Origin of the sequence: Streptomyces sp. NPDC058758, from assembly GCF_042746075.1 — a bacterium.
Lineage (GTDB): Bacteria > Actinomycetota > Actinomycetes > Streptomycetales > Streptomycetaceae > Streptomyces.
This window is the reverse complement of sequence record NZ_JBHYPS010000012.1, coordinates 1-19,719: the sequence shown is the minus strand read 5'-3', so window position 1 is coordinate 19,719 and position 19,719 is coordinate 1. Positions and strand designations below refer to the sequence as shown.

The 19,719-nt window shown below is 72.8% G+C and carries 15 protein-coding genes; 7 read left to right on the top strand and 8 right to left on the bottom strand.

Translation table 11 applies throughout. The annotated features are described in order from the left end of the window. The first annotated feature begins 222 nt into the window (after positions 1 to 222). From ACFW6A_RS16805 to ACFW6A_RS16790, 4 genes are all read left to right on the top strand, one after another. Positions 223 to 1,548 carry a PhoH family protein gene (locus ACFW6A_RS16805; protein WP_351844458.1) on the top strand — a complete coding sequence of 442 codons (1,326 nt, stop codon included), beginning with the start codon at positions 223 to 225 and terminating at the stop codon, positions 1,546 to 1,548. 400 nt (positions 1,549 to 1,948) lie between these two features. Then, positions 1,949 to 2,677: a transglycosylase SLT domain-containing protein gene (locus ACFW6A_RS16800; protein WP_351844456.1), complete on the top strand. Its 729-nt coding sequence runs from the start codon at positions 1,949 to 1,951 to the stop codon at positions 2,675 to 2,677. 100 nt (positions 2,678 to 2,777) lie between these two features. After that, entirely contained in the window at positions 2,778 to 4,217 is a 1,440-nt protein-coding gene (locus ACFW6A_RS16795; RefSeq protein WP_386641208.1) for an AI-2E family transporter, read from the top strand. Beyond that, the gene (locus ACFW6A_RS16790) at positions 4,214 to 4,891 is read left to right on the top strand and encodes a hypothetical protein (protein WP_386484662.1); all 678 of its coding nucleotides are present in this window, start codon (positions 4,214 to 4,216) and stop codon (positions 4,889 to 4,891) included. The genes ACFW6A_RS16795 and ACFW6A_RS16790 overlap by 4 nt, the downstream gene beginning before the upstream one ends. A gap of 60 nt (positions 4,892 to 4,951) precedes the next feature. On the opposite strand, the gene ACFW6A_RS16785 is transcribed toward ACFW6A_RS16790, so the two are convergent. Together ACFW6A_RS16785 and ACFW6A_RS16780 are read right to left on the bottom strand one after the other, a co-directional pair. Beyond that, positions 4,952 to 5,485 carry an alkyl hydroperoxide reductase gene (locus tag ACFW6A_RS16785; protein ID WP_351844450.1) on the bottom strand — a complete coding sequence of 178 codons (534 nt, stop codon included), beginning with the start codon at positions 5,483 to 5,485 and terminating at the stop codon, positions 4,952 to 4,954. A 2-nt stretch (positions 5,486 to 5,487) separates the two neighbouring features. Further along, a complete protein-coding gene (locus ACFW6A_RS16780) occupies positions 5,488 to 6,042 on the bottom strand; it encodes a peroxiredoxin (RefSeq protein ID WP_351844448.1) in 555 nt (184 codons plus the stop codon). 133 nt (positions 6,043 to 6,175) lie between these two features. Between ACFW6A_RS16780 and ACFW6A_RS16775 the strand changes: the two genes are divergently transcribed. Further along, positions 6,176 to 7,150: a LysR substrate-binding domain-containing protein gene (locus tag ACFW6A_RS16775; protein WP_351844446.1), complete on the top strand. Its 975-nt coding sequence runs from the start codon at positions 6,176 to 6,178 to the stop codon at positions 7,148 to 7,150. Between the two features lie 94 nt (positions 7,151 to 7,244). Here the strand turns inward: ACFW6A_RS16775 and ACFW6A_RS16770 are convergent, their stop codons facing one another. From ACFW6A_RS16770 to ACFW6A_RS16760, 3 genes are read right to left on the bottom strand one after another with little or no spacing between them, the layout of a single operon-like run. Then, complete coding sequence (locus ACFW6A_RS16770) at positions 7,245 to 9,608, bottom strand: FtsX-like permease family protein (RefSeq protein ID WP_386641205.1); 2,364 nt, start codon at positions 9,606 to 9,608, stop codon at positions 7,245 to 7,247. Further along, a complete protein-coding gene (locus ACFW6A_RS16765; protein ID WP_351844442.1) occupies positions 9,596 to 10,279 on the bottom strand; it encodes an ABC transporter ATP-binding protein in 684 nt (227 codons plus the stop codon). The genes ACFW6A_RS16770 and ACFW6A_RS16765 overlap by 13 nt, the downstream gene beginning before the upstream one ends. Further along, complete coding sequence (locus ACFW6A_RS16760; protein WP_351844440.1) at positions 10,276 to 10,800, bottom strand: PadR family transcriptional regulator; 525 nt, start codon at positions 10,798 to 10,800, stop codon at positions 10,276 to 10,278. Before ACFW6A_RS16760 ends, ACFW6A_RS16765 begins: the two co-directional genes overlap by 4 nt. 284 nt (positions 10,801 to 11,084) lie before the next feature. Between ACFW6A_RS16760 and ACFW6A_RS16755 the strand changes: the two genes are divergently transcribed. After that, a complete protein-coding gene (locus ACFW6A_RS16755) occupies positions 11,085 to 13,349 on the top strand; it encodes a transglycosylase domain-containing protein (RefSeq protein ID WP_351844438.1) in 2,265 nt (754 codons plus the stop codon). Positions 13,350 to 13,483: 134 nt separating this feature from the next. On the opposite strand, the gene ACFW6A_RS16750 is transcribed toward ACFW6A_RS16755, so the two are convergent. From ACFW6A_RS16750 to ACFW6A_RS16740, 3 genes are all read right to left on the bottom strand, one after another. Further along, complete coding sequence (locus tag ACFW6A_RS16750) at positions 13,484 to 15,409, bottom strand: ATP-binding SpoIIE family protein phosphatase (RefSeq protein WP_351844436.1); 1,926 nt, start codon at positions 15,407 to 15,409, stop codon at positions 13,484 to 13,486. A gap of 309 nt (positions 15,410 to 15,718) precedes the next feature. Then, positions 15,719 to 16,393 (bottom strand): DUF402 domain-containing protein, encoded by a 675-nt coding sequence (locus tag ACFW6A_RS16745; protein ID WP_351844434.1) that lies wholly within the window; start codon positions 16,391 to 16,393, stop codon positions 15,719 to 15,721. A gap of 88 nt (positions 16,394 to 16,481) precedes the next feature. Next, entirely contained in the window at positions 16,482 to 17,894 is a 1,413-nt protein-coding gene (locus ACFW6A_RS16740) for a class II fumarate hydratase (RefSeq protein WP_386641200.1), read from the bottom strand. 104 nt (positions 17,895 to 17,998) lie between these two features. On the opposite strand from ACFW6A_RS16740, the gene ACFW6A_RS16735 reads away from it, so the two are divergent. Then, on the top strand, positions 17,999 to 19,528 hold the full coding sequence (locus ACFW6A_RS16735; RefSeq protein ID WP_351844430.1) for a ricin-type beta-trefoil lectin domain protein: 1,530 nt from the start codon (positions 17,999 to 18,001) through the stop codon (positions 19,526 to 19,528). Positions 19,529 to 19,719: the final 191 nt, after the last annotated feature.

Genomic DNA, 19,719 nt, shown 5'->3' with positions numbered 1-19,719 from the left:
GAGTGTTCGAGGGAATAAGCCTGGTGAAGTGAGCGGCACGGAGACCGCCACCCGGGAGGCCCCTTGCACCAGGACGACCGCGCGGGACACGCGCGGGAGAAGCGGAGGGCCGGTGTTCGGCCCGTGCAGGACGGTCCGATCCCGGTCCCATTCCGCCGCGACAGGGGTTCCACCGTCGCACCCCGGCCTCATTCGGGTCTTCAGTAGGGGGTCTGTCCTTCCGTGGTGACCAGCACGAAGCGCCGCCTTTCCGACCGGCGCACCTATGTTCTCGACACCAGCGTCCTGCTCGCCGACCCCAAGGCGATGTCCCGCTTCGAGGAGCACGAGGTCGTGCTCCCCATCGTCGTGGTGACCGAGCTGGAGGCGAAGAGGCACCACCCCGAGCTCGGGTACTTCGCCCGCCAGGCGCTGCGCCTGCTGGACGACTTCCGGGTCAGGTACGGACGCCTGGACGCCCCCCTGCCCGTGGGGGACCTCGGCGGCACGCTGCGGGTCGAGCTCAACCACTCCGACCCCGGCATCCTGCCGGCCGGCTACCGGCTGGGGGACAACGACTCCCGGATCCTCGCCGTCGCGCGCAACCTCCAGGCGGAGGGGTACGACGTCACGGTGGTCTCCAAGGACCTGCCGCTGCGGATCAAGGCGTCCTCGGTGGGCCTGCTCGCCGAGGAGTACCGCGCCGAACTCGCCATCACGGACGCCAACGGCTGGACCGGGATGTCCGAGCTGGGCCTCTCCGCCGAGCAGATCGACCTCCTCTACGACCAGGAGCGGCTGTACGTGCCGGAGGCCGCCGAGCTGCCCGTGCACACCGGTCTGGTGCTCCAGTCCGAGCGCGGCAAGGCGCTCGGCCGGGTCGGCGCCGACGGGAACGTGCGGCTGGTCCGCGGCGACCGGGAGGCGTTCGGGATCCGGGGCCGCAGCGCCGAGCAGCGGGTCGCGCTCGACCTGCTCCTCGACCCGGAGGTCGGGATCATCTCGATGGGCGGCCGGGCCGGCACCGGCAAGTCCGCGCTCGCGCTCTGCGCGGGCCTGGAGGCGGTCCTGGAGCGCCGGCAGCACCAGAAGGTGATGGTCTTCCGCCCGCTGTACGCGGTCGGCGGCCAGGACCTCGGCTACCTGCCGGGCAGCGAGTCGGAGAAGATGAGCCCCTGGGCGCAGGCGGTCTTCGACACCCTCTCCTCGGTCGCGGGCCGCGAGGTGATCGAGGAGGTGCTGTCCCGGGGGATGCTGGAGGTCCTGCCGCTCACCCACATCCGGGGCCGCTCGCTCCACGACGCCTTCGTCATCGTCGACGAGGCCCAGTCCCTGGAGCGGAACGTCCTGTTGACCGTTCTGTCCCGTATCGGGGCGAATTCGCGGGTGGTGCTCACCCATGACGTCGCCCAGCGGGACAACCTGCGGGTGGGGCGGTACGACGGAGTCGTCGCCGTGGTCGAGAAGCTGAAGGGGCATCCGCTCTTCGCCCACGTCACCCTGACCCGCTCCGAGCGGTCCCCGATCGCGGCCCTCGTGACCGAGATGCTGGAGGACGGGCACCTGTAAGGAGCGGTTGCCCGATTCGTACCCATTGGCTCCCGTACGGGAGTTGGCGCCGCCCGGCGAAGCGCAGGAGCTTAGCCGGGCGGCGCCCCCGTGTCCGCAACATCCGTCAAAACACCTGCGCCCAAAGAGGTGTGAGCTTTCACACGCAACACGGAATTGCCTTGCGGCGTCCACGTCAGGCAAAGTCTTGCTTCCGTCAGGCCCCGCATACGGCACCCGTGCACCCTTCGACCCGTCGAGGGGGGCGCAACAGCACCACACAACTCCACAACCGTCGCCGTATGCCGCCCACAGCACCACGGGCCCGTGTCTTCTGTGACCCGGTACGACGAAGACCAGCGCGAGGGGCACGATTTCGCCCGCGTGGTCACCGCTGTGGGCGATGCTGGAAGGAAACCGTGTGAGCCGGATCTCGGTCCGGGGATTCGCGGTGGCGTCTGCCACTGCGGTCACCACCGTCGGCGCCGTCGTCGGAGTTGCCACGGGCAACGCCGCCCAGGCCACCTCTGACGACAACTTCGAGGCCGCCGCGGCCGACAGCACGCTGCTCGCGGACATCCCCGCGGGCGCGCAGGCGCAGGTACAGGTCGCCTCCCTCGCCGAGCAGGCCGACGTCCAGGCCGCCGCCGCGGACGCCACCGTGCGCAAGAACGCCGAGGAGGCCGCCCGCCTCAAGGCCGCCGAGGACGCGGAGGCCAAGAAGAAGGCCGCCGACGAGAAGGCCGCGCAGGAGAAGAAGGAGCGCGAGGAGCGGGAGGCCCGCGAGAAGGCGGAGGCCGAGCGCGCCAGCCGCGACTCCGTCCGCGACGCGTCGAGCTTCTCCGCCCAGGGCTCGTACTCCATCTCCGAGGTCAAGGCGATCGCCCGCCAGATGATCCCGGCCTCGCAGTTCCAGTGCTTCAGCAACATCGTGGACCACGAGTCCGGCTGGAACTACCGCGCGACCAACCCGTCGTCGGGCGCCTACGGCCTCGTCCAGGCGCTGCCCGGCTCGAAGATGTCCTCGGCCGGCGCCGACTGGCAGTCCAACCCCGCCACCCAGATCAAGTGGGGCCTCAGCTATATGAACGGCCGCTACGGCAGCCCCTGCGGCGCCTGGTCGTTCTGGCAGGCCAACCGCTGGTACTAGACCGGCGCGCGCTCAACCCCGGCAAGCCCCGCACCGTCCTACGGTGCGGGGCTTCCTGCGTGTAGGTTGCCAGGGACCGTACGGGGGGAAGAAGGACGAGATGTCGAGACTGCCACGATGGCTGAGCCGGATCGGCGAGGGCATCGGCCGCATCGGGACGGAGCTGGACGCCCGGCGCGCCGAGGCCGAGCGGGGCGGACCGGACGGACCGCCCTACGAGAGGCCGCCGCTGACGCCCGGTCCGGAGCCCGTGGCGCCCCCGGAGGAACCTTCCGGCACCCCCGGGGCCGGCCCCGCCGCGGAGCACGCCGCTCCCGCCGGCGGGACCGCCGTCGCCGAGGGCCGTACCGTACCGGCCCCGCCGGCCTACGCCCCCGCCGTCCCCGCCCGGCCCGACCCCGTCTCCGCCATCCCGTGGGGCCTGCGCGTCGCCGGCGAGGCCGGCTGGCGGCTGCTCGTCCTCGCCGGCACGGTCTGGGTGCTGATGCGGGTCATCAGCTCCGTCCAGCTCGTCGTCCTCGCCTTCGTCGCCGCGCTCCTGGTGACCGCCCTGCTCCAGCCGACCGTCGCCCGGCTGCGGGGCATGGGCGTGCCGCGCGGACTCGCCACCGCCCTCACCGCCACCGCCGGCTTCGTCGTGATGGGGCTCGTCGGCTGGTTCGTGGTCTGGCAGGTGATGGACAACATCGACAACCTCACCGACCGGGTCAGGGACGGCATCGAGGAGCTCAAGCGCTGGCTCCTCGACAGCCCCTTCCACGTGACCGAGCGCCAGATCAACGACATCGCCAAGAACCTCAGCGACACCATCGGCGCCAACGCCGAGCAGATCACCTCCGCCGGGCTCCAGGGCGTGACCGTGATCGTCGAGACCATGACCGGCATACTGCTCGCGATGTTCTCCACCCTCTTCCTGCTCTACGACGGGAAGCGGGTCTGGGAGTGGACGCTCAAGCTCGTCCCGGCGCAGGCCCGTCCGGGGGTCGCCGGCGCCGGCCCGCGCGCCTGGCGCACCCTCACCGCCTACGTGCGCGGCACCGTCCTGGTCGCCCTGATCGACGCGGTCTTCATCGGCCTCGGGCTCTACTTCCTCGACGTGCCGATGGCGGTCCCGCTCGCCGTCTTCATCTTCCTCTTCGCCTTCATCCCGCTCGTCGGCGCCGTCATCTCCGGCGCCCTCGCCGTGATCGTCGCCCTGGTCACCAACGGGCCGGGCACCGCGCTCGGCGTGCTCCTGGTGGTCCTCGCCGTGCAGCAGATCGAGGGCCACGTCCTCCAGCCGTTCATCCTCGGCCGGGCCGTCCGCGTCCACCCGCTGGCCGTGGTCCTCGCGGTCGCCGCCGGCGGACTGACCGCCGGCATCGGCGGCGCCGTCGTGGCGGTCCCGCTCGTCGCGGTCGCCAACACCGTCGTCGGCTACCTCAAGGCGTGGAGCCACGAACCGGCGCTGCTCACCGCGCCCGAGCCGCGCGGCGCGACCGCCTTCGGGGTGGCCCCGACCCCGGCGCCCGGCTCGCCGGAGCGGAAGGGGCGGGCGTGATATCCGAGCCCGAACTGGAGGGCGGGGCCCCCTTCGAGGCCACCGAGGTGCTGACCGAGGAGCGGGCGCCGCGTCCGCGCCGGGCCCGGCCGCCCTGGCGGTGGGCGCTCGGCGGCGCCCTGGCCGCCTCGGTGCTGTGGGGCGGCGGACTGTACGCGTACCACGCCGGGCAGCGGCAGCCGGAGGGCGTGGACCTGCGGGGGTACGAGTCGGTCGAGGACCTGTGCGAGCGGGCCGAACTGAAGGGCCTGGAAGCGGTCCTCGGCGACCGGAGCGGCTCCGGCGGGACCGGCCCGTACCTGGACGAGCCGGCGATGAGCGAGAGCTCCTGCTCGGCCGAATTCGGCGAGGGCGAGCGCCAGCAGGGTGTCGAGATCACCTACACCCTGCACAAGCAGACCGATCCGGGGCCCGAGTTCGCGGCGCGGGCGAAGCAGCACGACCTGACGGAGCCGATCGGGGGCGTCGGCGAGCAGGCGTTCTTCAGCGGCAGCGAGGACGGCGGAAGGATGTGGGTGCTCGACGGGCAGGCCGTCCTGGAGTTCTCCCTCTACCGCAACTACATCGAGGACGAGAACGGAGAGGTGACCGAGCGCGGGGCGCCCGACCTCACCGGGCTCGACGTCCCGCTGAGCCAGGACGCCCTCGCGCTGCTCGCGGCGCTCAGGAAGTGACGGAGGAAGGGCCCCGGAGCGGCGTGCTCCGGGGCCCTTCCTCCGTACGGTCGCCGAAGGCTACTCGGCGAGGACGGCCTCCGCGTCCAGGGTGACGGCGACCGCCTGGATCACCGCGGCGATCTTGAACGCCTCCTGGATCGTCTCGCGGTCGACGCCGGCCTTGCGCAGGACCTGCTCGTGCGAGTCCAGGCACTGGCCGCAGCCGTTGATCGCGGAGACGGCCAGCGACCAGAGCTCGAAGTCGACCTTCTCGACGCCCGGGTTGCCGATGACGTTCATCCGCAGGCCGGCCCGCATCGTCCCGTACTCGGGGTCCGACAGCAGGTGCCGGGTCCGGTAGAAGACGTTGTTCATCGCCATGATGGCGGCGGCGGACTTGGCGGCCTGGTACGCCTCGGGCTTGAGGTTCGCCTGCGCCTCCGGCTCCAGCTCCTTGAGCACCTTCGGCGAGCGCGAGGCGATCGCGCAGGCGAGGACGGTGCCCCAGAGCTGCTGCTGCGGCAGCTCGCTGTTGCCGATGACCGAGCCGAGGTTCAGCTTCAGGTCCTTGGCGAAGTCCGGTATGGCGGACTTCAGCTCATCGAGGGCCATGCTCACTCACCGGCCAGGAGCGCGCCGGCGTCCAGGGTGGACTCGCCCTTGTTCCAGTTGCAGGGGCAGAGCTCGTCGGTCTGCAGGGCGTCGAGGACCCGCAGGACCTCCTTCGGGTTACGGCCGACGGAACCGGCGGTCACCATGGTGAACTGGATCTCGTTGTTCGGGTCCACGATGAAGACGGCACGCTGGGCGAAGCCGTCCGCACCCTCGACGCCGCAGTCGCGCATGAGCTCGTGCTTCGAGTCGGCGAGCATCGGGAAGGGCAGGTCACGCAGGTCGGCGTGGTCCTTGCGCCAGGCGTGGTGGACGAACTCGGAGTCGCCCGAGACGCCGAGGATCTGGGCGTCGCGGTCGGCGAACTCGTCGTTCAGCTTGCCGAACGCGGCGATCTCGGTCGGGCAGACGAAGGTGAAGTCCTTCGGCCAGAAGAACACCACGCGCCACTTGCCCTCGTAGGACTTGTGGTCGATCTGCTCGAACTCCTTGCCGCTCTCCAGCGACACGCAGGCGGTCAGGTCGTAGGTGGGGAACTGGTCACCGACAGTGAGCACGCGCTCTCCTTGCGAGACGGAAGGGTCCCTTTTGGGGGCTTCCATGAGGGGTTGGACGGATCACAGCATGGCACGCAGTGCATTGATCAGGGAAATAGCTAGAGTGGGTCGTGTTGATCGAAGGTGGTTATCAGTGGCTTCCCCGTACGGCCCCCAGCACGGCGCCCAGCGCGCCAAACAGCCCAGCCTTTCCCAGCTCAGGGCCTTTGCGGCCGTGGCCGAGCACCTGCACTTCCGTGACGCGGCGGCGGCCATCGGCATGAGTCAGCCCGCACTGTCGGGCGCGGTTTCGGCACTCGAAGAGGCACTCGGTGTCCAGCTCCTGGAGCGGACCACCCGGAAGGTGCTGCTCTCGCCCGCGGGGGAGCGGCTGGCGGTCCGGACGCGGGCCGTCCTCGACGCGGTCGCCGAGCTGATGGACGAGGCGGAGGGGGCGCGCGCCCCCTTCACCGGGGCGCTGCGGCTGGGCGTCATCCCGACCGTCGCGCCCTACCTGCTGCCGGCCGTGCTGCGGCTGACCCACCGCCGCTACCCCGAGCTCGACCTCCAGGTCCACGAGGAGCAGACCTCCTCCCTGCTGGAGGGGCTGGCCGCGGGGCGCCTCGACCTGCTGCTCCTCGCCGTCCCGCTCGGTGTGCCCAGCGTCACCGAACTCCCCCTCTTCGACGAGGACTTCGTGCTCGTCACCGGGCAGGGCCATCCGCTGGCCGGGCGGGACGACATCCCGCGCGAGGCCCTCAGGGAGCTGCGGCTGCTGCTGCTCGACGAGGGGCACTGCCTGCGGGACCAGGCCCTCGACGTCTGCCGCGAGGCCGGGCGCGAGGACGGGGCCGAGGTCACCACCACGGCGGCCGGCCTGTCGACCCTGGTCCAGCTGGTCGCCGGCGGGCTCGGCGTGACGCTGCTGCCGCGGACCGCCGTCTCCGTCGAGACCGCCCGCAACACCGCCCTGTGCACGGGCTCCTTCAGCGCCCCGGCGCCCTCCCGCCGGATCGCCCTCGCGATGCGGGCCGGCGCGGCCCGCCAGTCCGAGTTCGAGGAACTGGCGGGGGCCCTGCGCGAGGAGCTGGAGGCGCTTCCCGTCCGGGTGCTGGGCGCGGACGCGTGAGGCCCCCGGCCCTCCGCACGCGCCGGGGCGCGGCCTCCTGACACCCCCCGGTGCCAGGAACCCGCGCCCCTTCCTCGTACATCCGCCCGCCGGGTTACTCCGTGCGCAGGCCGTCCGCGCGCATCAGGCGCCACAGCGGCGGCAGGCTCAGCAGCGTCACCGCGGCGATCAGGGCGGCGCCGATGCCGACGACGGGCAGGAAGGCCCACCAGTCACGGACCGGCTGGCCGGTCATCGCCAGCAGGACCGAGCCGAGGCCGAGGCCGCCCGCCACCGCGAGGGCCAGGCCGAGGGCGATCGGCACCGCCGTCTGCCACAGCACCGAACGGCCCAGGGTGGTGCGGCGGGTGCCGAAGGCGACCAGCGAGGAGAGCAGCCGCTTGCGGTCCCGCAGCTGCTCCAGGGTCGTGACCAGCAGCGAGGCCGCCACCAGCAGCATCGTCAGGGTGGAGCCGACGAGGATGCCGGTGCGGATGCTGAGGAAGCGGCTGGCCTGCTCGGTGTCGCTCAGCCCGCGGACGGTGGTGGTCGGGTCGATCTCCAGGGCCGCGTTCCGCACCAGCTCGGAGGCGTCCGGGACGGCCGGGTCGACGCGGACCATCACCTGGGCGCGCGGATCGTCGAGGCGGGCCGCGTCGATCGACTTCGGGGTGGCGAGGAGGCCGAAGCGCAACAGTCCGGTGGGGTCGGGGCGGGCCGTCACGGTCCGGCTGTCGGCGGGGATCCGCCACAGCGGCACGGTCCCCTCGTGCTCGCCGGGGTCGCGGAGCGCGACCCGGTCGCCGGGGCCGGCCGCCTCCCGGGTCCAGTGGGCGCCCGGGGCGCCGGGGGCGTCCTTCGGCGGCACCAGCAGGAAGACGTCCCCGTCCGCGCAGGAGGGCAGGACGGCGTACTCGCGCAGCGAGGAGCAGTCGCCGACGGACAGCGGGGTGAGCGGGGAGAAGTCCTCGCCGGGCTTCAGCGGACCGGGCCGGTAGACGTGCGCGTCGACGGTGCCGATCACGCCGGTGACCCCCTCGACGGTGCCGAGCCGGTCGATGGTCCGGCGGGCCTCGTCGCCGTTCCGGGCGTTCAGCGTGGTGACGAGCTGGGCCCGGCTGGTGTCCTCGCCGGTCTCGGCGGTGAAGGTGTGCTCCATCGACTGGAAGAGCATCTGGAGCGCGATCGCCCCGGCCGCCGCGACCACGATCCCGCTGACCGCCCGGGCCGCGGTGCCGCTGGACAGCTGGAGCCGGCGCACGGCGAGCTGCCAGGAGACCGGGCCGCCGCGCAGCCGCTTCACCACCGCCTCGACCAGCCACGGCAGCAGGCCGGTCAGGCCGATCAGGACCAGGACGGTGCCCGCGCCGATGGTGACGGTGTCGATGGTGGTGTCCTCGACCCGGATGTCGCCGATCGCCGGGGCGAGCAGCGCGGCTCCGGCGGCGAGGATCAGCAGCCGCCACCACAGCCGGCGGCGGCGCGGGGTGGAGGTCCGCACCACGCCCAGCGGCTCGATCGCCACCCCGCGCAGGGCGAGGAGGGTGACCACCACCGAGGCGACCGGCACCACGGCGAGGACGAGGAGCGCGAGCAGGGTCTGCGGGACGACGTCGGACGGGAAGGCGTTGACGTCCCAGATCTCGACGGTTCCGGCGAACTGCCGGGCGGCCAGGAAGAGTCCGGCGCCGACGGCCAGGCCGAGCAGGGCGCCCGCGAGCGACTCGCCGGCCGCGATCCGCCGGGTGGTGGCGTTGTCCGCGCCGACGAGCCGGAGCGCGGCGAGCCTGCGGTCGCGCTGCTCGCCGCCGAAGCGGGCGGCGGTGGCGATGAAGACGAGGACCGGCAGCAGCAGCACCACGTAGGCGATGACGACGAGGAGGAGCAGGAAGGCGTTCGTCGGCTCCTCGGGCACCGACCAGCCGTAGCGCTTCCCGCGCCCGTCGTAGTTGTCGGTGGTGAGGAACGGGGCGTGGGCGACGTAGCGCAGTTCGTTCGGGCCGATCAGCCCGGCCTCGCCGATCGTGCCCGCGATCCGGTACGGCAGCCGCTTCTGGAGGAGGGTGCCCCCGGGGGAGTCGAGCAGCCGGCCGAGGGCGGGGGAGACCAGCATCTCGCCCGCGGCGGGCACGCGGTCGGTGCCGGGCGGCACGGGGGCCTCGGGACCCTCGGGCTTGAGGAGCAGGCCGGAGAGGGAGGCGCCCCGGTAGGAGCTGTACTGGGTGTAGTACAGGAAGGTCCCGGCGCCGGGCTCCTCGATCGTCCGGTGGCTGGCGTCGGGGGCCCGGGCCGACTCCCTGACCTCGCGCTGGAAGAACATGTTCGGCAGCGAGGAGGCGAGCAGGAGCAGGGCCGTGCCGAAGCCGACGCCGAGGGCGGTGAGCAGGGTGCGGAGCACTCCGGAGCGGCCTCCGCCGGTGGCGAAGCGGGCGCCGAGGGCGAGGTCGCGGACCCAGATCCGCGGGCTCACGCGGCCCACTCCGCGGAGCGGACCGAGCCGTCGCGGACGACGACCTCGCGGTCGGACCAGGCGGCGACGCGGGCCTCGTGGGTGACGAGGACGACGGCCGCGCCGGTGTCCCGGGAGGCGTCGGTGAGCAGGTGCATCACGCGTTCGCCGTTGAGCGAGTCGAGGGCGCCGGTCGGTTCGTCGGCGAAGATCACGCGCGGGGCGGTGACGAGGGCGCGGGCGACGGCGACCCGCTGGCCCTGGCCGCCGGATATCTCGCCGGGCCGCTTGGCCGCGGTGTCGTCGACCTCCAGGCGGGCGAGCCACTCGACGGCCCGGGCCTCGGCCGCCTTCCGCTTCTCGCCGTTCAGCCGGAGCGGCAGGGCGACGTTCTCCACGCAGGTGAGCTCGGGGACGAGCTGGCCGAACTGGAAGACGAAGCCGAAGTCGGTGCGGCGCAGGGCGCTGCGGGCCGAGTCGGAGAGGGCGGTGAGGTCGCGCCCGTCGTAGGCGAGGGTGCCCGCGTCGGGACGGACGATGCCGGCGAGGCAGTGCAGCAGGGTGGACTTGCCGGAGCCGGAGGGGCCCATGACGGCGACGACCTCGCCCGCGCGCAGGGCGAAGTCCGCCCCGGAGAGCGCGGTGGTGGGGCCGTACGCCTTGGACAGGCCGGTGGCCTCCAGGAGCGGGGCGGTGCTCATCGGCGGACCTCCTCGGCGAGCCGGTCCAGCCGGGCGGCGGTCAGTTCCAGCCAGCGCAGGTCGGCCTCCAGGTGGAAGAGGGCGTGGTCGCAGATGAGCTGGTCGGCGAGGTCGCCGTCCTTCTTGCGCCGGGTGAGCTCGCGCATCAGGCGCAGGTGCTCGGCGCGCTGGGCGTCGAGCAGCCCGGCCGCCCCGCGGCCGGTCATCAGGGCGAGGACGACCTTGGTGTAGAGCGTGGACTGGAGGTACGGCTCCGGCTTCTCGGGGGTCGCGAGCCAGGCGGCGACGTCGGTGATGCCGGCGTCGGTGATCGCGTACCGCTTGCGCTCGGGCCCGCCGCCGGGCTCGATGCCTTCGACGACGACGAGGCCGTTCTTCAGGAGGCGGGACATCGTCGAGTAGACCTGGCCGTAGTGGAGCGGCCGGTCGTGGCCGAACCGCTCGTCGAAGGTGCGCTTGAGGTCGTAGCCGTGGCGCGGGCCCGCTTCGAGGAGGCCGAGGAGGGTGTGACCGATGGACATGGCGCCACTGTACACGGTGTGTATACGCACGTTGTATAGCCGTGGGAGCGGGGCGGGGAGGGGTGGAGAGAGGGGGTGCCCGCAAAAGCGGAACCGGTTCTTCACGCAACCATCACGACCGCCCGGGCGTCGGTTCCCCTGGGAGTGGGTGCTGATTCTCACGTCCTGAAAAGACGTGATCGGTTGCCCTATGTCCACAGTGTCGGTGTTAGCTTGCTGAGCTGATCCGGCGCGACGCCGGACCGGGGACGACGGGACACACGACGAGCGGAGCGACACGCGACATGGGCCGACCGGACGAGAAGGCGAAGAAACGCGGCATACGCCGCCTCTTCACCTGGAAGAAGATCCTGGGCACCCTCTTCGTGTTCTGCCTCATCGGCGCGGGCGCGCTCTACACCGTCTACCTGCTGGTCCCCGTCCCCTCGGCCAACGCCGAGGCGACCATGCAGAGCAACATCTACCAGTACTCCAACGGCAAGATCCTCGCCCGCACCGGCGAGATCAACCGCGAGATCGTGGGCCTGGAGAAGATCCCGCTCCCCGTCCAACGGGCCTTCGTCGCCGCCGAGAACAAGACCTTCTACAAGGACCACGGCGTCGACATCAAGGGCACCACCCGCGCCGCCTGGAACACCCTCACCGGCAAGGGCAAGCAGGGCGGCTCCACGATCACCCAGCAGTACGTCAAGAACTTCTACCTGAGCCAGGACCAGACGGCGACCCGCAAGCTCAAGGAGATGGTCATCGCCGTCAAGGTCGACGAGGAGATGTCCAAGTCCGACATCCTGGCCGGCTACATCAACACCAGCTACTACGGCCGCTCCGCCTACGGCATCCAGGCCGCCGCCCGCTCGTACTACGGCACCGACGCCGCCAAGCTCACCACCGCCCAGGGCGCCTACCTCGCCTCGCTGCTCCAGGCCCCCAACCAGTACGACTGGACCTCCGCCAGCGCCACCGGCCGCAAGCTCGTCGAGGAGCGCTGGAACTACGTCCTCGACAACATGGTCGAGATGGGCTGGCTGCCCGCCGCCGAGCGCGCCGGCCTGAAGTTCCCCGTCCCCCGGGAGCCCAAGCCGCTCCCCGGCATGGAGGGCCAGACCGGCTACATCGTCGAGGCCGCCAACCAGGAGCTGATGCGCCAGGGCGTCAGCGAGGAGGACATCAAGGCCGGCGGCTGGACGATCACCCTCAACATCGACGAGGGCAAGCAGAAGGACCTCGTCGCCGCCGTCGACAAGGAACTCGAGGCCAAGCTCGACCGCAAGGGCGACAAGAAGGCCGCCACCGTCCAGGCCGGCGCCACCTCCGTCGACCCGGAGACCGGCGCGGTCGTCGCGATGTACGGCGGCGTCGGCGCCACCGAGCACTGGATGTCCAACGCCACCCGGCGCGACTTCCAGCCCGCCTCCACCTTCAAGCCGATCGTCCTCGCCTCCGCCCTCGACAACCGGGCCACCACCCAGGACGGCCGCGAGATCGGCCTGGGCACGATCTACAACGGCGACAGCAAGCGCCCCGTCGTCGGCAGCAAGATCCCCTACGCCCCCGAGAACGAGGACGACCGCTCCTACGGTCCCGTCTCCGTCCAGCGGGCCACCGACAGGTCCATCAACGCGGTCTACGCCCAGATGATCGTCGACGTCGGCGCCGAGAGGACCAAGAAGACCGCGCTCTCCCTCGGCATGAAGGACGGCCAGGACTTCGCCCCCACCCCCGCCATGGCCCTCGGCACCATGGGCGCCTCCACCCTCGACATGGCCGGTGTCTACGCCACCCTTGACAACCACGGCCGGAAGATCACCCCCGCCCTCGTCAAGACCGCCCAGCACCGCGACCGCCAGGTCGAGACCGTCCGGCAGACCGGCGAGCAGGTCATCAGCCGCCGGGCCGCCGACACCGTCACCAAGGCCATGCGGGGCGTCGTCGAGAACGGCTCCGGCTTCCGCGCCGCGGGCGACTACGAGGCCGCCGGCAAGACCGGCACCTCCGAGAACAACCGGTCCGCCTGGTTCGTCGGCTACACCCCCGAACTGGTCACCGCCGTCGCCCTCTTCGGCGAGGACACCTCCGGCAAGATCGCCGAGCAGGTCACCCTCACCGACACCGTCGACCCCGGCCGCCGGGCCAACGGCGGCGGCGTCCCCGCCAAGATCTGGGGCGCGTACACCGAGCGCGCCCTGAACGGCGGCTCCGACGCCGAGTTCGACCTGGAGACCGGCGACTACGACGGCGGCCGCGACACCGAGCCGACCGCGACCGGCTCGCCCACCGCGACCGACGAGCCCACCCGGGAACCGACCCACACGGCCACCACCCCGCCGGCCCGCACCACCACCGCGCCGACCCCGCCGCCCACCACGCCGACGACGGCCCCGCCGACGCGCACCGAGGACCCCGTCACCACGCCGCCCACCCCGACCGGCGAACCCACCCGGGAGCCGACGAACACGGCGACCGTCCAGCCGCCCGACCCCGAGGGCCCCGACAGCGGCGGCGACCAGGGAATCCTCCCGCCCGCCCGCGCCACCCAGCAGCCCGGCTGACCCGCACCCGGACACGACGAAGGCCGGCCCCTCCCGAGGGGGCCGGCCTTCGCCACGCACCGGGGCCGGATCCGCGCCACCGGCGGAAGCGCGCCGGGGTCAGGCCCGCGCCACCGGTGCGAAGCGCGCCGGGGTCAGGCCCGCGTCGCCAGCTCGAACCAGACGACCTTGCCGCCCGACAGCCGGGTCGCCCCCCACCGCCGCGCCAGCCGGTTCACCAGGAACAGGCCGCGCCCGCCCTCGTCCGTCTCGCGGGCCCGCCGCTGCCGGGGCAGCTGCGGGGAGTCGTCGCCGACCTCGCAGCGCAGCACGTCGGTCCGCAGCAGCCGCAGGGTCACCGGCCGCTCCGCGTACCGCACCGCGTTCGTCACGACCTCGCTGATCAGCAGCTCGACCGAGTCCGTCAGCTCCTCCAGGTCCCAGCGGGCCAGCGCCCGCCGGGCCAGCCGGCGGGCCCGGCCCGGGGCCGCGTCCTCCGGTTCCAGGAACCAGTACGCCACGTCGCTCGGCGCGATCCCGTCGAAGCGGGCCGCGAGCAGCGCGATGTCGTCGTCCCGGTCGCCCGGCCCGAGCATGTCGAGCACGTCGTCGCAGAGCGCCTCCAGCGGCGGCGCGTGGTCGGGGCCGGTCAGCCGGGCCGCCGCCGTCAGCCGCTCCCGCAGCTGCTCGATCCCGGTCCACACGTCCCGCAGCCGGGACTCCACCAGCCCGTCCGTGTACAGCAGCAGGGTGGCACCGGCCGGGGCGTCCAGCTCGACCGCCTCGAAGTCGACCCCGCCCACGCCGATCGGGGCGCCCGCGGGCACCCGCAGCACCTCGGCGTGGCCATCCATGTGGAGCAGTATCGGCGGCGGATGACCGGCGTTGGCGACCGTGATCCGGTGCGAGACCGGGTCGTAGACCGCGTACATGCAGGTCGCCATCCGGTCCTGGCCGAGCCGCTGGGCCTGCTCGTCCAGGTGGTGCAGGACCTCCTGCGGGGGCAGGTCGAGCCCGGCCAGGGTCTGCGCGGTGGTGCGCAGCTGGCCCATGATCGCGGCCGAGGTCATGGAGTGGCCCATGACGTCCCCCACGACCAGGGCGACCCGGCTGCCGGGCAGCGGGATCGCGTCGTACCAGTCGCCGCCCACCCGGGCCGTCTCGGCCGCGGGGAGGTAGCGCGAGGCGAGCTTGACGCCGGTCGGCTGCGGCAGCGAGTCCGGCAGCATCGTGCGCTGGAGCTCGTCGGCGATGTACGCCTCCCGGCCGTACAGCACCGCCTTGTCGATGCCGAGCGCGGTGTGGGTGGCCAGCTGGGCGCCGACCAGCAGGTCGTCCGGGTCGAAGGCGGGCTGCTCGGCGCGGCGCAGGAAGACGGCGGCGCCGATCACCCGCCGGCGGCCGCGCAGCGGAGCCAGTATCGCCCGCAGCCCGCGGGGCAGCGGGTGCTCCGGGCCGAGGAGTTCGCCGAGGGCGGTCCGGGCGGCGGCGGAGTCGCCGAAGACCGGCCGGACCCCGCGGAGCACCTCGGCGAGGGCGCTGCCGGAGCGCACCTCGCACAGCTCGGCGGCCGGGGTCGGGTCGGGATCGGGCACGAGGACGAGTTCGTCGCCCTCCAGGTCCGTTAACCGCAGCCGGTCGGTGCGGCGCAGCCGCAGCACGAAGGGCGCCACCGGGCGCTCGTCGCCCACCGGCAGCGGGTCGCGGAGGTAGACGAGGATCTCGTCGGAGAAGGTCGGCACGGTGGCCCGGCACAGGCCGAGCACGATCTCGTCCGGGTCGAGGCCGCGGGCGATCCGCCGCGTCGCGGCGCCGACGAACCGCAGCCGGTCGCCCTCGCGCCGGCCGGCCGCCGCCGCGCCGCCCTCCCCGCCCGGGGGCTTGGGGGAGACGGCGACCGCGACCGCGGGACCGGGCGGCCCGGCCGGCTGCGGCGGGGCGTCGGGGACCTGTGCGGTCGGCTGCGCGGGGATGTCGGAGGGCAGGCCGGCGGGCGCGGCCTCCTGGCGGGGCCGCGTCTGCTCCTGGGGCCGGTCGGCCAGGGGCTGCCGGCCTTCGTGGGAGGTGGGATGCTCCGTCACGCGTGGGATTCCGTCCGTCCGGGCCGGTGGTGCGATGCACTCGCTCTTCTCGCCGATGCCGCGCCTTCGCCGGGGATAAACCCCTCGGAGGCCGTGTTCGCGGTGGGTGCGGACGCTCCGCGGACGACGGCAGGGGCGGGGGGCGCGCCACCCGGGCACAGCTCAGGCACTGCTCTCCCCCTCATCGATGACGTGCGGTGACGTGTGGTCAGTTGCTGTGCTGCGTTCGCTCGGTGACGTCGTGCGCGCCCGGTGTCGGCCGTGCGGAGGACGATCCTACGTTTCGACCCCGGGGGCGCATCAAGGGTCTCATGGCGCCGTGTGCGCCGGAGTGCGATCCCAGTCCGCCGGCAGGACGGGAACGGTCCAGGAGGGATCGGGCCGCCACTCCTCCCAGCCGTCCCGGAAGGGCGTCCCCCACTCCTCGACGAGCCGGACCGCCGCCGCCCCGGCGGCCTCCACCCGGGCGGCCTGCGCGGCGTCCATCAGGCCGGACCGCTGGGCCTGGGCGAACTCGTCCTCGTCGCGCCAGAGCCAGCTGTGGTCGGGGTAGACGGAGATGTCGAGGAAGTGGTCCTCGGAGTCGATCCCGCCGGCCCAGCGGCGGCGCGGCTCCTCCAGGTTCACGTACCAGCTGCGGAAGCGCCAGCCGCGGTCCCAGAACAGCCAGACCGACCAGGGGTCGTGGGGCCGGGCCAGCTTGAGGACGCCGCTGCCGGCCCAGCGGGCCCGCTCGGTGGTCCGGGGCGCGGTGTAGCGGGTGGCGAGCGGCTCGTCGTGGACCGGGGTGCCGTCGGCGAGGACCGGGCGGACGCACTCGGTGCCGGGCGCCATCCACACGGCGAGCAGGTCCGGCGTGTCGCGGACGACCGTCACCGGCCGGCAGATGTGCACCTCGTCGGTGCCGATGCCGCGGTAGCGCCAGAGGATGTGCTCCCCCGGCGCCCAGTGCTGGATGTCGCCCGAGCCGTCCGATCCTGTCATGCGCAGATCTTAGGGGCGCGCTCCCACCCGCGCTGCGGTGCGCGTCACGCTTGAGTCACGCGGGGGGCGGGCGTGCTTCACCGCGCGGTCACGGCCGGGTCATGCGCAGGACGTCGAGGGCCTCGTCGAGCTGTTCGAGCGTGAGGTCGCCGCGGTCCACGTAGCCGGACTCCAGGACGACCTCGCGGATGGTCTTCCGCTCGGCGAGGGACCTCTTGGCGACCTTGGCGGCCTCCTCGTAGCCGATGTACTTGTTGAGCGGGGTGACGACGGAGGGGGAGGACTCGGCGTACTCGCGGGCCCGCTCGGCGTTGGCGGTGATCCCGTCGACGGTGCGGTCGGCGAGCAGCCGGGAGGCGTTGGCCAGGAGGCGCACGGATTCCAGCAGGTTCTTGGCCATCACCGGGAGCATCACGTTGAGCTCGAAGTTCCCGGCGGCGCCGGCCACGGCGACGGTGGTGTCGTTGCCGGTGACCTGGGCGGCGACCATGAGGACCGCCTCGGGGATCACCGGGTTGACCTTGCCGGGCATGATCGAGGAGCCGGGCTGGAGGTCGGGGAGGTTGATCTCGGCCAGGCCGGTGCGGGGGCCGCTGGCCATCCAGCGCAGATCGTTGGCGATCTTGGTCAGGGAGACGGCGATGGTCCTGAGCTGGCCGGAGGTCTCCACCAGGCCGTCCCGGGCGCCCTGGGCCTCGAAGTGGTCGCGGGCCTCGGTGAAGGGCAGGCCGGTGGCGCGGGCCAGCTCGGCGACGACGGCGGCCGAGAAGCCGGGCGGGGTGTTGATGCCGGTGCCCACCGCGGTGCCGCCGAGGGGGAGTTCGGCGAGCCGGGGGAGGGAGGCGCGCAGCCGTTCGATCCCGTACCTGATCTGGGCCGCGTAGCCGCCGAACTCCTGGCCGAGGGTGACCGGGGTGGCGTCCATCAGATGCGTACGGCCCGACTTCACGACCGACGCGAATTCGGCCGATTTTCGCTCCAGGGAGTCGGCCAGGTGGCCGAGGGCGGGGATCAGGTCGCGGGTGACGGCGGCGGTGGCCGCGATGTGGATGGAGGAGGGGAAGACGTCGTTGGACGACTGCGAGGCGTTGACGTGGTCGTTGGGGTGGACCGCCCGGTCGGCCGGGAGCCGCTCGCCTGCCAGGGTGGCGAGGACCTCGTTGGTGTTCATGTTGGACGAGGTGCCGGAGCCGGTCTGGAAGACGTCGACCGGGAAGTGGTCGTCCCAGCGGCCCTCCGCGACCTCCGCCGCGGCGGCCGCGATCGCCTCGGCCCGGTCCCGGTCGATCACGCCCAGCTCGGCGTTGACCTTCGCGGCGGCGGCCTTGACGCGGGCCAGGGCCTCGATGTGGGCGCGCTCCAGGCGCTGGCCGGAGACGGGGAAGTTCTCCACCGCCCGCTGGGTCTGGGCCCGCCACTTGGCGTGCGCGGGGACCCGGACCTCGCCCATGGAGTCGTGCTCGATCCGGTAGCCGTCGTCGTTCTTCATGTCCTCGGTCATCACTCAACCTCCATAAAAAGATGAGCACTTGTCTTGTTCGATGTATTCCCAAGCCGCGTACCGGCCAGTAAAAACCGTGGGTAACCCCACTTCCAGGAGGCGCAATGACGCGCACCAGGTACAGACTCCGGTGGCCCATCGCCGCCGTCGCCGCGGCCGCCGCCGCCCTCGGCTCCCTCACCGCCGCCGCCCCCGCCGGAGCGGCCGACCCGGGTACGAGGGCCGCCGTCGCCTCCGTACCCCTCCCGCCCGAGCTGGAGGCCGTCCGGGCCGCCGAGGCCACGAAGATCTACGGCAGCCCCGAGGAGCGGCCCCTCGACCAGCGCAAGACCGGCCTGATCTCGCTCGGCGACAGCGAGATCTCCGGCGAGGGCGTCGGCAGTTACGAGTCGCCCACCAACGGTCCCACCAACTGGTGCCACCGCTCGCCCGACGCGGCCATCCACCGCACCGGGATCGCCGCCGACCTCACGTTCAACGTGTCCTGCTCCGGCGCCTACACCGGCAACATCCGGATCGGCGGGAGCAAGCAGTACGCGGACGAGCTGGTCCAGAGCGACAACCTCGCCGTCAAGGCCCGCAACACCCGCATCAAGATGGTGCTGCTGGTCGCCGGGGCCAACGACGACCTCCAGTTCGGCCCCGTCATGACCGACTGCGTCACCCGCTACGTCCTCAGCCAGGGCACCTGTGAGCCGAAGTACGCCCCCGGCTGGCAGGCCCGCGTCGACGCCCTCGTCCCCAAGGTCGAGCAGACCGTCCGCGACCTCAAGACCGTCATGCGCGACGCCGGGTACGCCGACGGCGACTACAAGCTCGTCGTCATGGGCTACCCCAGCCCCATCGGCCCCGACTTCCACGACAACCCGAACTTCCCCGGCAAGCTGAGCTGCGGCGGCATGGGCTACGACTCCGACACCAAGTGGGGCCGCAACACCGCCGTCCCCGCCTTCGAGCGCGGCATGCGCAAGGTCGCCGCCTCCACCGGCGCGGTCTACCTCGACAACTCGCGGCTCTTCCACGGCCACGAGGTCTGCATGGAGGACACCTGGGCCCGGGGCCTGTACATCGACCTCTCCAAGCCCGGCGGCATCGACGAGAACTCCACCCGGCAGTCCTTCCACCCCAACAAGAGCGGCCACGCCGCCTTCGCCTCCTGCCTGACCCAGCTCTACGCCTCGGGCCTGCGCGAGGCGAGCTGCGCCGACGTGAACTCCTCCGGCACCCCGACGCTCTTCCCGCTCGCCTGGGACGACGTCTACAAGCCGCTCAGGGTCGAGGCGACCGGCAACTGCCTCGACGTGAACGCCTCCGAGTCCGCCAACGGCACCGCCGTCCTCGGCTGGGACTGCCACGGCGGCCGCAACCAGGGCTGGTGGTACGACTCCGCCCGCAAGACCCTGCACACCGAACTCACCCAGGACCGCTGTCTGGATGTGCCCGGCGCGGCCTACCAGGCCGGCAAGGCGCTGATCATCTGGAACTGCTCCGGCGCCGCCAACCAGAGGTTCGTCCGCGACGGCGCCACCATCCGGCCCGCCGCCGCGACCGGCCTCTGCCTCGCGCAGGGGGCGGCGAAGGAGCCGGTCCGGCTCCAGACCTGCGACGGCTCCGCGAACCAGCGGTTCGTCTAGCCGGCGGCCCGCCCCGCCCGCGGCCCCTCCGGCCGGCGGCGGGGCCGGCCCGCGGGCCCGAGAACGCCGTGGGCCCCCCGCCCCGGGGGGGGGGGGGGGCCCCGCGGGGGGGGGCGGGCCCGCCCGCCCGCCGGCCGCGCCCGGGGTGCGCGCGGGGCGTGCCGGGGTCGGTTTAACATAAGGACCTGCCC

What these genes read in the sequence shown, in the direction of transcription:
- ACFW6A_RS16795 (WP_386641208.1), top strand. Translation starts at nt 2,778, where the DNA reads ATGTCGAGACTGCCACGATGGCTGAGCCGGATCGGCGAGGGCATCGGC.
- ACFW6A_RS16735 (WP_351844430.1), top strand. Translation starts at nt 17,999, where the DNA reads ATGACGCGCACCAGGTACAGACTCCGGTGGCCCATCGCCGCCGTCGCC.
- ACFW6A_RS16740 (WP_386641200.1), bottom strand. Translation starts at nt 17,894, where the DNA reads ATGACCGAGGACATGAAGAACGACGACGGCTACCGGATCGAGCACGAC.
- ACFW6A_RS16745 (WP_351844434.1), bottom strand. Translation starts at nt 16,393, where the DNA reads ATGACAGGATCGGACGGCTCGGGCGACATCCAGCACTGGGCGCCGGGG.
- ACFW6A_RS16760 (WP_351844440.1), bottom strand. Translation starts at nt 10,800, where the DNA reads ATGTCCATCGGTCACACCCTCCTCGGCCTCCTCGAAGCGGGCCCGCGC.
- ACFW6A_RS16755 (WP_351844438.1), top strand. Translation starts at nt 11,085, where the DNA reads ATGGGCCGACCGGACGAGAAGGCGAAGAAACGCGGCATACGCCGCCTC.
- ACFW6A_RS16765 (WP_351844442.1), bottom strand. Translation starts at nt 10,279, where the DNA reads ATGAGCACCGCCCCGCTCCTGGAGGCCACCGGCCTGTCCAAGGCGTAC.
- ACFW6A_RS16785 (WP_351844450.1), bottom strand. Translation starts at nt 5,485, where the DNA reads ATGGCCCTCGATGAGCTGAAGTCCGCCATACCGGACTTCGCCAAGGAC.